This window comes from Stenotrophomonas sp. STEN022 (genome assembly GCF_056760155.1).
On record NZ_JBRREG010000057.1, the window covers coordinates 1 to 11917 of the forward strand.

13 protein-coding genes and 1 tRNA gene are annotated in these 11917 nt (G+C 64.0%); 10 read left to right on the top strand and 4 right to left on the bottom strand.

Annotated elements, in window-relative coordinates; translation table 11 throughout:
• Nucleotides 1-5: 5 nt before the first annotated feature.
• Complete coding sequence (locus ACVOMF_RS12745; RefSeq protein WP_481509653.1) at nt 6-461, top strand: hypothetical protein; 456 nt, start codon at nt 6-8, stop codon at nt 459-461.
• Between the two features lie 86 nt (nt 462-547).
• Here the strand turns inward: ACVOMF_RS12745 and fdxA are convergent, their stop codons facing one another.
• Together fdxA and ACVOMF_RS12755 are read right to left on the bottom strand one after the other, a co-directional pair.
• Nucleotides 548-871 carry a ferredoxin FdxA gene (gene fdxA / locus ACVOMF_RS12750; RefSeq protein ID WP_481509654.1) on the bottom strand — a complete coding sequence of 108 codons (324 nt, stop codon included), beginning with the start codon at nt 869-871 and terminating at the stop codon, nt 548-550.
• Nucleotides 872-1052: 181 nt separating this feature from the next.
• Nucleotides 1053-1127 (bottom strand) — tRNA-Glu (locus tag ACVOMF_RS12755).
• A gap of 41 nt (nt 1128-1168) precedes the next feature.
• Here ACVOMF_RS12755 and pcnB point away from each other — a divergent pair.
• The 6 genes from pcnB (at nt 1169) to pgi (ending at nt 6816) form a co-directional block, all read left to right on the top strand.
• A complete protein-coding gene (gene pcnB, locus ACVOMF_RS12760; protein ID WP_481509632.1) occupies nt 1169-2551 on the top strand; it encodes a polynucleotide adenylyltransferase PcnB in 1383 nt (460 codons plus the stop codon).
• 6 nt (nt 2552-2557) lie between these two features.
• A complete protein-coding gene (gene folK / locus ACVOMF_RS12765) occupies nt 2558-3046 on the top strand; it encodes a 2-amino-4-hydroxy-6-hydroxymethyldihydropteridine diphosphokinase (protein ID WP_481509633.1) in 489 nt (162 codons plus the stop codon).
• A 31-nt stretch (nt 3047-3077) separates the two neighbouring features.
• Nucleotides 3078-3893, top strand: a complete 816-nt coding sequence (gene panB, locus ACVOMF_RS12770; protein ID WP_481509634.1) for a 3-methyl-2-oxobutanoate hydroxymethyltransferase — start codon at nt 3078-3080, stop codon at nt 3891-3893.
• On the top strand, nt 3890-4732 hold the full coding sequence (panC, locus tag ACVOMF_RS12775) for a pantoate--beta-alanine ligase (protein WP_481509635.1): 843 nt from the start codon (nt 3890-3892) through the stop codon (nt 4730-4732). Before panB ends, panC begins: the two co-directional genes overlap by 4 nt.
• A gap of 195 nt (nt 4733-4927) precedes the next feature.
• Complete coding sequence (gene panD, locus ACVOMF_RS12780) at nt 4928-5308, top strand: aspartate 1-decarboxylase (protein WP_481509636.1); 381 nt, start codon at nt 4928-4930, stop codon at nt 5306-5308.
• Nucleotides 5305-6816 carry a glucose-6-phosphate isomerase gene (pgi, locus tag ACVOMF_RS12785; protein WP_481509637.1) on the top strand — a complete coding sequence of 504 codons (1512 nt, stop codon included), beginning with the start codon at nt 5305-5307 and terminating at the stop codon, nt 6814-6816. The genes panD and pgi overlap by 4 nt, the downstream gene beginning before the upstream one ends.
• Before the next feature lie 160 nt (nt 6817-6976).
• On the opposite strand, the gene ACVOMF_RS12790 is transcribed toward pgi, so the two are convergent.
• Nucleotides 6977-7543, bottom strand: a complete 567-nt coding sequence (locus ACVOMF_RS12790; RefSeq protein WP_282268178.1) for a response regulator transcription factor — start codon at nt 7541-7543, stop codon at nt 6977-6979.
• Nucleotides 7540-8766 carry an ATP-binding protein gene (locus ACVOMF_RS12795; protein WP_481509638.1) on the bottom strand — a complete coding sequence of 409 codons (1227 nt, stop codon included), beginning with the start codon at nt 8764-8766 and terminating at the stop codon, nt 7540-7542. Before ACVOMF_RS12795 ends, ACVOMF_RS12790 begins: the two co-directional genes overlap by 4 nt.
• Before the next feature lie 83 nt (nt 8767-8849).
• Here ACVOMF_RS12795 and ispG point away from each other — a divergent pair, with 83 nt between their 5' ends.
• The 3 genes from ispG (at nt 8850) to ACVOMF_RS12810 (ending at nt 11818) form a co-directional block, all read left to right on the top strand.
• Nucleotides 8850-10115, top strand: a complete 1266-nt coding sequence (ispG, locus tag ACVOMF_RS12800; RefSeq protein ID WP_481509639.1) for a flavodoxin-dependent (E)-4-hydroxy-3-methylbut-2-enyl-diphosphate synthase — start codon at nt 8850-8852, stop codon at nt 10113-10115.
• Entirely contained in the window at nt 10096-10785 is a 690-nt protein-coding gene (locus ACVOMF_RS12805; RefSeq protein WP_481509640.1) for a phosphatase PAP2 family protein, read from the top strand. The genes ispG and ACVOMF_RS12805 overlap by 20 nt, the downstream gene beginning before the upstream one ends.
• Before the next feature lie 316 nt (nt 10786-11101).
• Nucleotides 11102-11818, top strand: a complete 717-nt coding sequence (locus ACVOMF_RS12810; RefSeq protein ID WP_481509641.1) for a response regulator — start codon at nt 11102-11104, stop codon at nt 11816-11818.
• The last annotated feature ends 99 nt before the right edge of the window (nt 11819-11917 follow it).

An 11917-nucleotide genomic window follows, 5' to 3' on the forward strand; every position in this document is an offset into this window, starting at 1 on the left:
CCGCTGTGGCGACCTCTGGCTGCTTCTTCAAGCGCGGTGCGCGCGGCGACTACGCGTTGGCCCCGGAAGCGCGCCCGCTGGAAGTGCCGCCGGATCTGAACCTGCCCAACACCGCCGGCTCGGCTCCGATCCCGGCACTGGCCTCGGCAGCCAAGCCTGCGGCAACCCCGGCCGCCACTGTTGCCTCGTCGCAGAGCGGTTTTACCGTCAGCGGCAGCCGTGACGACGTGTTCGGCAAGGTCGGCGACGCGCTTGCCGGCGTCGAAGGCCTGACCATCGCCAGCCGTGCGCAGCTGCTGGGCTCCTACGATGTCGCCTACGAAGGCAGCAACTTCCTGGTGCGCGTGGTCGCAACCGACGCTGGCGCCTATGTGTCGGCGGTCGATCCGCGCGGCATGCCGGCCACTGACGCCGCTGCAACCAAGCTGATCGCCGCGCTGAAGGCCAAGCTGGTCGGTTGATCGCGCTGGCGGGGCAATAAAAAAGGGCGCCTGCGTAAGCGGGCGCCCTTTTCATTGGCTGGCTGTTGGGCTGGCTATGCGGCGGCTCAGCGTTCCAGCAGCTTCAGCTTATCTGGTTTGCCGTCCCACTCGGCGGCATCGGCCGGCGGGTCTTTACGTATGGTCAACACCGGCCAGGCCTTGGCCAGCTCGGCATTGAGCGCGACAAAACCTTCCTGGCCGGCGGGCACGTCATCTTCCGGGAAGATCGCATTGACCGGGCATTCGGGCTCGCACAGCGTGCAGTCAATGCATTCATCAGGGTCGATCACGAGGAAGTTGGGGCCTTCGTGGAAGCAATCCACGGGGCAGACTTCAACGCAATCGGTGTGTTTGCACTTGATGCAGTTTTCGGTAACGACAAAAGGCATGGTGGGGTCCGGCTTTGAACCCTGCAATTCTAGATCAGGATGCAGGGGCTGGGCGGGGGCATTCTCATTGGCCAGGGCTGCAGGCGCAAAGAAACATGCCGGAGCCAGGGCCTTGGGGCGCTGGCAGGTGTAAAAAGCAAAAAACCCCGCAGGGCGGGGCTTTTGCATTCGCAGACGGAGTTGGCGCTCCCTAGGGGACTCGAACCCCTGTTTTAGCCTTGAGAGGGCCACGTCCTAACCACTAGACGAAGGGAGCGTTTGGTCGCGTCTGGCGAGCGCGCTAGTATATGCATCTGGTTGCCGCTCGGCAATCCCGTAAACCCAACTGGAAGCGCCAACATCAATTCCATAGTTACAACGCCGTTCACCGTCCGCGTGATCCCGCGCGACCAGCACACCATCTCGCGCCGGGATATCAGTCCCAATGCGCTGCGGGTGCTCTACCGTCTGCGCGAATCCGGCTTCGGCGCCTATCTTGTTGGTGGCGCGGTGCGCGACCTGCTGGTAGGTGGACGCCCCAAGGATTTCGACGTGGCCACCGACGCCACCCCGGAGCAGGTCAAGCAGCTGTTCCGCAATTGCCGCCTGATTGGCCGCCGCTTCCGCCTTGCGCATGTGGTGTTCGGCCGCGAGATCATCGAAGTAGCCACGTTCCGCGCCAACAGCGATGACGGCAGCGGCGACCGCGAGGTCGAGAACGGCATGCTGGTGCGCGACAACGTCTACGGCACCATCGAGGACGATGCGGTCCGTCGCGACTTCACCTGCAACGCGCTGTATTACGCCATCGAGGATTTCTCGGTGCGCGACTACACCGGCGGCTTTGAAGATGTACTGGAGCGCCGGATGAAGTTGATCGGCGATCCGGAACAGCGCTACCGCGAAGATCCGGTGCGTATGCTGCGCGCGGTGCGTCTGGCGGCCAAGCTCAACTTCGATATCGAAGCAGCTACCGCCGAGCCGATTCCGCGCCTTGCTTCCTTGCTGAGCGAGGCTGCGCCGGCCCGTCTGTTCGAGGAAGTGCTGAAGCTGTTCCTGTCCGGGCATGGCGTGGCCAGCTTTGAAGGGCTGGAGCGTTACGGCCTGCTGGCGGTGCTGTTCCCCGAGAGCGCTGCCGCGCTGAAGAGCAACCGCACTGGCGCCTTGCGCCGCATCCTGATCGAAGGCCTGCGCAATACCGACGAACGTGTCGCCAACGAGGAGCCGGTGTCGCCGGCCTTCCTGTTCGCGCTGCTGCTGTGGCCGGCCTTCTGCCGCGCGCTGATCGGCCTGCAGAAGCAGGGTCTGGCGCCGGAAGAGGCGCAACGCCGTGCCGCCGACCGGGTGACTTTGCATCAGCTGAGCACGATTGCCCTGCCGCGCCGATTCTCGCTGCCGATGCAGGAAATCTGGCTGCTGCAGTCGCGTTTCAGTACCCGCCAGCGCAAGCGTGTGCTGCGAACCCTGAGCCATCCGCGTTTCCGCGCGGCGTTCGATTTCCTGGCCCTGCGTCAGGCCGCTTCCAGCGAGCACCAGGAGGACATCGCATTCTGGCGCGAAGCCCAGGCTGAGGCCGGGCACGAAGTGGGCGCCGGGTTGGATTCGGTGCATGCCGATGGCGAGGCGGAAGCTGGCGCGGCACCGCGTCGACGTCGCCGTCGTCGCCGTAGCGGCGGTGGTAGCGCGACCGCAGGCGAGTAATCAGCCATGGTTGTAGCCTGTATCGGGCTGGGCGCGAACCTTGGGGACGCGCCTGCAGCCTTGCGTTCGGCAATCGATGTGCTGGCGCAGCTGCCGGGTGTGCAGTTGCTGGCCAGTTCGCGCCTGTATCGCACGCCGGCCTGGGGCAATGAGGCGCAGCCGGACTTCATCAATGCCGCCGTTGCGTTGCAGACCGAACTGCCGGCGCCGGCGCTGCTGGAGCAGCTGCTGGCGATCGAGCAGCAGTTCGGGCGGGTGCGTGAGCCGGGCCAGCATTGGGGGCCGCGACTGCTGGATCTGGACCTGCTCCTGTACGGCGAGCAGGTGATCGACCTGCCGCAGCTGCAGGTGCCGCATCCCTTCCTGCACCAGCGCGGCTTCGCCTTGCTGCCCTTGGCCGACGTGGCGCCAGACGCCCTGATTCCGGGCCATGGAACAGTGCGGGACGTATTGGTAGGCATCAATACCTGCGGTATCGACCCGATAGGGGGATAATGGTCGGCTCATAAGCCACCGTTATGACCACATGAGCACACACGCAGATAGCAAGCCCTGGACCGTCCCCGCATTGGCCGAGGCCAAGCGCAATGGCCAGAAGCTGGTCATGTTGACCGCTTACGACGCCGGCTTTGCCCGTGCCTTCGACGCCAATGGCGTGGACCTGATCCTGGTCGGCGATTCGCTGGGCATGGTGGTGCAGGGGCATGACTCGACGCTGCCGGTCAGCGTTGCCGACGTGGTCTATCACACCCGCGCGGTCGCTGGCGTACTGGAGCGCGCGCTGTTGATCTCTGATCTGCCGTTCGGTGCCGATGCCACCGCCGAGCGCGCGCTGGATGCCTCGCTCAAGCTGCTGCAGGCCGGCGCGGAGATGGTCAAGATCGAAGGTGCCGGCTTCAAGCTGGACATCATCCGTCACCTGGTCGAGCGCGAAATCCCGGTCTGCTCGCACCTGGGCCTGACCCCGCAGTCGGTGCTGCGCCTGGGCGGTTACCGCGTGCAGGGCCGTGGCGATGCTGCCAAGCAGCTGCTCGACGATGCCAAGGCCGTGGCCGAGGCTGGTGCCAGCCTGCTGGTGTTGGAGTGCGTGCCGACCCCGATTGCCGGCCGCGTCACCGCCGAAATCACGATTCCCACCATCGGTATTGGTGCCGGTCCGGATTGCGACGGACAGGTGCTGGTGCTGCATGACTTCCTCGGTCTGGACAGTGGTCACCGACGTCCCAAGTTCGTCAAGGATTTCCTTGCCGAAGGCGGCTCGGTGGCCGGTGCCGTCCGTGCCTATGCCGACGCCGTGCGCGCCGGTATCTTCCCCGACGCAGAACACGCTTACGCATCATGATCGAAACCGTTACCGAACTTTCCCGGCTGCGCGCCATTGTCAGCGGCTGGAAGCGCGAGGGCCTGCGCGTGGCGCTGGTGCCGACCATGGGCAACCTGCACGCCGGCCACTACTCGTTGGTGAAGCTGGCGCGTGAGCACGCTGACAAGGTGGTCTCCAGCGTCTTCGTCAACCCGACCCAGTTCGGTCCGAACGAGGACTTCACCCGCTACCCGCGTACACCCGAAGCCGATACCAGTGGTCTGGAGAAGGCCGGCTGTGACGTACTGTGGCTGCCGACGGTGGAGTCGATGTACCCGTTTGGCGTGGAGTTGGCCGCCAATGTGCACGTTCCCGGTGTCAGTTCGTTGCTGGAAGGCGCGCACCGCCCGGGACACTTCGATGGTGTCTGCACGGTGGTGAGCCGCCTGTTCAACCAGGTGCAGCCGGATGTGGCTGCGTTCGGGCGCAAGGATTACCAGCAGCTGGCGGTGATCCAGCAGATGGTTGCCGACCTGGCGTTCCCGATCCAGATCCTCGGCGGCGAGATCGTGCGCGAGACCGATGGTCTGGCGATGAGCTCACGCAACCAATACCTGACTGCTGATGTCCGGCCGCAGGCCACGGTAATCCGCAAGGTGCTGCTGGCTGCGCGCGATGCCTATCTGGGTGGGGCCGAACGGGTTGCGGTGGAGCGGGAGGCAACAGCACAGCTGCAGGCTGCCGGCTACCAGGTGGATTACGCGGTGGTGCGCATGCCCGATCTGAGCGAGCCGGGCAACAGTCACGAAGGCCCTCGTGTGGCGTTGGTGGCGGCCAAGCTTGGTACCACCCGCCTGATCGACAACATTGAGTTCTGAAGTCGTGCGTTCTGAATAGGGCAGTAGGCGGACTTTGCTTGTCCGTTGCCAAGCTTCCGGATGACAGCCAATGGCGCCCTTGTGGCGCCATTGCTGTCTGTGCGGGAGGGTTGCGGAGAAGGTCATGTTGCAGTGCGGGCAGGGCGGCACAGCGGTGCTAGACTGCGCCCTTTCTCACGCAGTTTCGGCATTGTCATGCAACTCACCCTGCTCAAGACCAAGATTCACCGCGCCACCGTCACCCATTCGGAGCTGAACTACGAAGGCTCCATCGCGATCGACGACAACCTGCTGCAGGCCACCGGCATCCGCGAGTTCGAACAGGTGCACATCTGGGACGTGACCAACGGTGCCCGTTTCACCACCTACGCCCTGCGCGCGGAAGCCGGCAGCGGCGTGATCTCGCTCAACGGCGGCGCAGCGCGCCATGTGCAGGTGGGCGACATCATCATCATCGCCGCGTTCGCCGGCATGAGCGAAGAAGAAGCCAGCACGTTCAAGCCCAAGCTGGTCTACGTTGACGGCGACAACCGCATTTCCCACACCAACGACAGCATCCCCACACAGGCCGCATGATCACCAACAACGGATTCGACGTATTGCACGCCCACGCCCAGCGTCTGCAGGGCACCGGCATTCCCTCGCTGATGGCTGCAGAGCCTGACCGGGTGCAGCGCCTGGCGCTGAAAGTCGGTCCGTTGTATGTGAATTTCGCGCGGCAGAAATACGACCGCGCGGCCTTGGATGCCCTGCTGGAACTGGCCGCCGCGCGTGATGTCGCCGGCGGTTTCCAGCGCCTGTTCGCTGGCCAGAAGATCAACCACACCGAAGATCGTGCGGTGCTGCACAGCGCGCTGCGCGGCGACGCCAGCGATGCGCCGGTTGCCGTGGCCTCACGTGCAGAAGCGGTGGCGGTGCAGGCGCAGATGGGTGGCTTGATCAAGGCGCTGGAAGCCAGCAACGTCACCGATATCGTCAGTGTCGGTATCGGCGGTTCGGATCTGGGCCCGCGTCTGGTTGCCGATGCGCTGCGTCCGGTATCCGGCGCACGTTTTCGCGTGCATTTCGTCTCCAACGTCGACGGCGCGGCAATGCAGCGCACCTTGGCGACGCTGGACCCGGCGACCACCGCCGGCATCCTGATTTCCAAGACCTTCGGCACCCAGGAAACCCTGCTCAACGGCCGCATCCTCTGCGACTGGCTGGGTGGCAGCGAGCGTCTGTACGCCGTCAGTGCCAACCCCGAGCGCGCCGCCAAGGCCTTCGACATCGCCGCCGAGCGCGTGCTGCCGATGTGGGACTGGGTGGGCGGTCGTTACTCGCTGTGGTCGGCCGTGGGCTTCCCCATTGCCTTGGCAATCGGTTTCGAGCGCTTCGGGCAGTTGCTGGAAGGCGCGGCGCAGATGGATGCGCACGCGGCCACTGCACCATTGGCGAGCAATCTGCCGGTGCTGCATGCACTGACGGATATCTGGAACCGCAACGTGCTGGGCTACGCCACTCACGCGGTGATGACCTATGACCAGCGCATGGCGCTGTTGCCGGCCTATCTGCAGCAGTTGGTGATGGAAAGCCTGGGCAAGCGGGTCAAGCGCGACGGCAGCCCAGTCGATGGCGACACCGTCTCGGTGTGGTGGGGCGGTGCAGGCACGGACGTGCAGCACAGCTTCTTCCAGGCGCTGCACCAAGGCACCAGCATCGTGCCGGCCGATTTCATCGGCTGCGTGCACAATGACGATCCCTACGAGATCAACCATCAGGCCTTGCTGGCCAACCTGCTGGCGCAGACCGAAGCCCTGGCCAACGGCCAGGACAGCGAAGACCCGCACCGTCAGTACCCGGGTGGTCGCCCTAGCACGATGATCCTGCTGGATGCGTTGACCCCGCAGTCGTTGGGCGCCTTGATTGCCATGTACGAACACGCGGTATACGTGCAGTCGCTGATCTGGGACATCAATGCCTTCGATCAGTTTGGTGTCGAGCTGGGCAAACAGCTGGCCAGCCAGTTGTTGCCTGCCGTTCAAGGCGAAGCGGTGGAGATTGCCGACCCGATGACCCGGGAGCTGTTGGCGCGATTGCGCTGACAGTGGGTTGTTGTTTGAAGAAAAAGCCGCGCAGAGATGCGCGGCTTTTTTTTTGCTCCCTCCCTTTGCCGAAGGCAAGGGGAGGGTTGGGGAGGGGTAAGGCCTTCGCATTACGGTGAAGGCCCTTGCCGAGCATGGCTCGGCACTACCGAAAGCGGGGTTACCTGTTCGGGTCCCGTTCCGGGCTTGGGCGCTTGGTCAGCTTGCGCTGCAGTGAGCGCCGATGCATGCCGAGCAAGCGCGCGGCTGCGGACACATTGCCGCCGGTCTCATGCAGCGCCTGCTGGATATGCTCCCACTGCAGGCGGCTGATCGGTGTCATCGCGTCCGGCGGCTCAACATCCTCCGGCTCCTCGCCGCCCTCGTCCTCCTCGCCAAGCGCGCGCAGGATCATCTGCACCGTTGCCGGCTTCGGCAGGTAGTCATCCGCGCCGAGCTTGATCGCTTCCACCGCGGTGGCGATGGAGGCATAGCCGGTGACCAGCAGGATACGCATGTCCTGGCGCAACTCGCGCAGCGGCTGGATCAGGTTCAAGCCGGATTCGCTGCCCAGCTTCAGGTCGATCAATGCGAATGCTGGCGGCGTCTGCGTGGCCAGCTGCATGGCGCTGGAGATGTCGGTGGCGGTGATGGCTTCGATGCCGCGGCGGGCCAGGGTGCGCTGCAAGGTGCGCAGATAGAGCGGGTCGTCATCGACCAGCAGGCCGTGGGTGGCTGCAGCATTCATGGACTTACCTCGATGTTGTTCAACGGCAGGCGAAAGCCGACGCGTGCTCCCCGGCCTTCGGCCGGACGCATCCACAGTTCGCCGTGCAGACGCTCAATGGTGGCATGCGACAGTGCCAGGCCGACACCCATGCCGTTGCTTTTTCCGCTATTGAACAAGGTGCCGGGCAGGGCGGCATCATTGGCATTGAAGCCGGGGCCGTAATCGCGCACCTCGCCGTAAAGCTGGCCCTCGTGGATGCGTATATCCAGGTCGATCTGCGCGCGGCCGGCGTGTTCGCCGGCGTCGGCGGCGTTGTTGAGCAGTACCTGCAGCAGGTGGCCGATGCCTGGATCCAGCTTCAGTTGCAGCGGCGCGTCGGGGTTGCGTCGCAGTTGGATGGTCGGGCGCACCAGCCGCCATTGCTCGAGCACGCTGGCGATGGATACCGGTGCGCGGCTGCCTGCACCTTCGGCGGGTGCAGCTAGCGCCAGCACCTTCTCCCGGCACTGCACCAGCAGCTCGCGCAGGGTTTCCAGGTCGTCGCGTATTTCCGGGGTGGCGGCGCCCTGCTCGACGATGTCGTCGGTAAGCAGGGTCATGGTCGCCAATGGCGTGTTGAGCTCATGGGCGACGGAGGCGGCATGCGTGGCCAGGGCGACAATGCCCTCGTTGCGGACGAAGCGTTCGCGCAGCATCGCCAACTGGTTTTCACGCTCGCGCAGTGCAGCCGCCAGGCGGGTCGAGAATACCAGGACCACCACGCTTGAAAGCAGGAAGTTGGCCGCTGCGCCCCACAGGTGCAGGCTCATCGTGTCGAAGTAGCCGCCCTTCAGCGGTAGCCCGAACACCGCGCTCAGTGCATAGCCGGCCACGCATGCGGCAGCTACCGCATGGGTCCAGCGTAGTGGCAGGGCAAGCGCAGCCAGCGCGATCAGGATCAGGAACAGCGAGCCGAACGGGTTGGCGATGCCCCCGCTCCAACCCACCATCCAGGTCAGCACCGTGACGTCGACCAGGATATGGCCGAAGGCAGTAACCGGTGCCGGGTCGCTGTCATGCACACGCAGCTGCACGTACAGGTTGAACAAGGCCAGCACGGCGACGCCGGCCCATAGCGGCTCCTGCGGCAGTTCAAGGCCCAACAGCCAGGTGGCGACAAGGATGGTGGCGGCCTGGCCGGCGGTGGCCAGCCAGCGCAGGCTGCACAGGGTGCGAAGAAAAGAGGTGTCTCGGGTTTCCATGGGGGTAATCGTATGCTGTCGCGGTGGCTGCCACGCAATCCAAGGTTCATGCCGTACGGGTGGCTGTCGCGCTAAAATGGGCCATGCATGACGCCGTGACCCGCCCAACACCGCCCACCGACGCTACCGCGTGGCCCCGCCGCATCACCCAGTCCGTCGCCATCGGCGGCGTCAAGGTGGGCGGAGGTAATCCCGTGGTCGTGCAGTCGATGACCAATACCGATACCGCCGACGTGGCTGCCAGCGTCAAGCAGGTGGCCGAGCTCTGGCGTGCGGGCTCGGAGATGGTGCGACTGACCGTCAACAATCCCGAATCGGCAGCGGCCATTCCGCGCATCGTCGAGAAGCTGGCGATGATGGGCATCGACGTACCGCTGATCGGCGACTTCCATTACAACGGTCACCAGTTGCTGACCGCTGAACCGGCCTGCGCCGAGGCACTGGCCAAGTACCGCATCAATCCGGGCAACGTCGGCTTCGGCAAGAAGAAAGACACCCAGTTCGCGCAGCTGATCGAATTCGCGATCAAGTACAACAAGCCGGTGCGCATCGGCGCCAACTGGGGCTCGTTGGACCAGGCACTCGCCGCCAAGCTGATGGACGAGAACAGCCAGCGTGCGCAGCCGTGGGATGCCGGTCGCGTGCTGCGTGAGGCCTTGATCCGCTCGGCGCTGGATTCGGCCGAGACCGCAGTTGAACTCGGCCTGCCGCGCGATCGCATCGTGTTGTCGGCCAAGGTCAGCGGCGTGCAGGAACTCATCGCGGTGTACCGCGATCTGGCGCAGCGTTCGGACTTTGCCCTGCACCTCGGCCTGACAGAGGCTGGCATCGGCAGCAAGGGCATCGTCGCTTCGTCGGCGGCGCTGGCGGTGTTGATGCAGGAAGGTATCGGCGACACCATTCGTATCTCGTTGACGCCCGAACCGGGCCAGTCGCGCACGCAGGAAGTCATCGTTGCCCAGGAGTTGCTGCAAACCACCGGTCAGCGCGCTTTCACGCCGATGGTCACCGCCTGCCCGGGCTGCGGCCGTACCACCTCCGAGTTCTTCCAGGAGCTGGCCAAGGTGGTGCAGAACCACGTGCGCGAAAAGATGCCGGTGTGGCGCGTCAGTCATCCCGGCGCGGAAAACATGACGCTTGCGGTGATGGGTTGCATCGTCAACGGTCCGGGCGAGTCGCGCCACGCCAATATCGGTATTTCGCTGCCGGGCACCGGCGAAACCCCCGCGGCGCCGGTATTCGTCGACGGCGAGAAGAAGATCACCCTGCGCGGTGAGAACATCGCCCACGAGTTCGTCGCCTTGATTGATGACTATGTCGAGACCCGGTATGCCCGAAGCTCCGGTTGATTCCCGGAGCGAAGCTGCCGGTCTGCGTCGCTGGCTCGCCCACAATACGTGGCGGCTGGTGGTGTTGTTCATCGGTGTGCTGCTGCCGCTGGCCGGCTTCGTGGCCCTGGCCGACGAGATCCATGAGGCTGAAGTCTTCCATTTCGACGCGGTCCTGCTGCTGCGCATGCATGCGATGGCCACGCCCGGCCTGAATGGCTTCTTTGTGCTGATGTCCAAGCTTGGCTATCAGTGGGGCGTCATCCCCTTGGACATCGTGATCGTGGCGGTGTTGCTGGTGCGGCGGCGCTGGCGCAAGGCTGCATTCGCGGCAATGGCATTCATCGGCTCGGCGCTGTTGAACCTGGGCAGCAAGCAGATCTTCCAGCGCGAGCGCCCGAGCCTGTGGGAATCGATCGCGCCGGAAAGCACGTTCAGTTTCCCCAGCGGGCACGCGATGGGCTCGATGACGCTGGCACTGACCCTGGTGTTTCTGACCTGGCGCACGCGCTGGCGGTGGCCGGTGGTAGCGCTGGTCAGCGGTTTTGTCGTTTCGGTTGGCCTGTCACGGGTCTATCTGGGGGTGCATTACCCCTCGGACATCCTTGGTGGCTGGTGTGCCGCAACGATCTGGGTAACAGGCGTGTATATGGTGATGTTCCGTCGGCGCTGGTCCTTGCCCGCGCCCTGAGGTGCACTGCAATTGGTAGTGTCCAAAAGGTAAGAGAAGTCCTAAGTCATTGGACGAATTGACCTGATGGATACAGTATTGGCTGCGACGGCATAGTGAGCTCGCCAGCCGCAGGCACATAAACCGCATCATCCTGATGCTCAAAACAACAGATACATTTCCTGCGAGCGGGTGTCCGATAGAGCCCAGTTGGGCCACTTCTGCTTGATAATACACATGGCCTTGCCATGAGGGACGGGGGAGGGCCGTCGCCTCGCATGCTCGGATTTTGCCGCGCCCAAGGCTTCAACTGTCACCTCGCCGCGAGGAATCCTTCATGACCATCAGCGTTTTTCTTATCGATGACCACGCACTTGTGCGCACGGGCATTCGGATGATTCTTTCGGGGCAAACCGGGATAGAAGTCGTCGGTGACCACGCACTTGTGCGCACGGGCATTCGGATGATTCTTTCGGGGCAAACCGGGATAGAAGTCGTCGGTGAAGCGGACAGCGGCGATGTCGCGCTGCCGCAGATCCGCCGCCTCAAGCCCGACGTCGTACTGTGTGATCTGCATCTGCCGGGCCTCAGTGGACTGGAGATCACCGAGCGCATCGTCAAGGGCGACCACGGCACCAAGGTAATCATTGTTTCCGTGCTGGAAGATGGGCCAATGCCCAAGCGCTTGCTGGAGGCTGGTGCTTCCGGCTACGTGGGCAAGGGTGGGGACTCGAAAGAGTTGATCCGTGCCGTGCATGACGTTGCCATCGGCAAGCGTTATTTGGCGACCAGCATTGCGCAGAATCTGGCGCTGTCCAATCTGGAAGGCGGTGAGTCGCCGTTTGATCTGCTCTCGCCGCGCGAACTTGAAGTAGCCTTGTTGCTGATCCAGGGGCACCGCCAGGAAGAAATCGCACGTCGCCTGAGTCTCAGTGCCAAGACCGTGAACACCCATAAGGCACGCCTGTTCCAGAAGCTGGGGGTGCAGGACAACATCGCCCTGGCCAGGCTTGCCGCGCAGTACGGCGTGGGCGATCCCAGCAAGGCGATCTGAGGCCAGTACAGCTTCTGCCAGGCTTTTTCTGCAGAATGAGCCTTCGAGTGCAGTTGAATCAGAAGAGCGCAGCGGCAACGTTGCGCTCTTTTTGTTTTT

Excerpts from the sequence above, each read along its gene's own strand:
- panB (WP_481509634.1), top strand. The coding sequence starts at position 3,078 with ATGAGCACACACGCAGATAGCAAGCCCTGGACCGTCCCCGCATTGGCC.
- panC (WP_481509635.1), top strand. The coding sequence starts at position 3,890 with ATGATCGAAACCGTTACCGAACTTTCCCGGCTGCGCGCCATTGTCAGC.
- fdxA (WP_481509654.1), bottom strand. The coding sequence starts at position 871 with ATGCCTTTTGTCGTTACCGAAAACTGCATCAAGTGCAAACACACCGAT.
- ACVOMF_RS12810 (WP_481509641.1), top strand. The coding sequence starts at position 11,102 with ATGACCATCAGCGTTTTTCTTATCGATGACCACGCACTTGTGCGCACG.
- pgi (WP_481509637.1), top strand. The coding sequence starts at position 5,305 with ATGATCACCAACAACGGATTCGACGTATTGCACGCCCACGCCCAGCGT.
- ispG (WP_481509639.1), top strand. The coding sequence starts at position 8,850 with ATGCATGACGCCGTGACCCGCCCAACACCGCCCACCGACGCTACCGCG.
- ACVOMF_RS12795 (WP_481509638.1), bottom strand. The coding sequence starts at position 8,766 with ATGGAAACCCGAGACACCTCTTTTCTTCGCACCCTGTGCAGCCTGCGC.
- folK (WP_481509633.1), top strand. The coding sequence starts at position 2,558 with ATGGTTGTAGCCTGTATCGGGCTGGGCGCGAACCTTGGGGACGCGCCT.
- ACVOMF_RS12805 (WP_481509640.1), top strand. The coding sequence starts at position 10,096 with ATGCCCGAAGCTCCGGTTGATTCCCGGAGCGAAGCTGCCGGTCTGCGT.
- ACVOMF_RS12790 (WP_282268178.1), bottom strand. The coding sequence starts at position 7,543 with ATGAATGCTGCAGCCACCCACGGCCTGCTGGTCGATGACGACCCGCTC.
- panD (WP_481509636.1), top strand. The coding sequence starts at position 4,928 with ATGCAACTCACCCTGCTCAAGACCAAGATTCACCGCGCCACCGTCACC.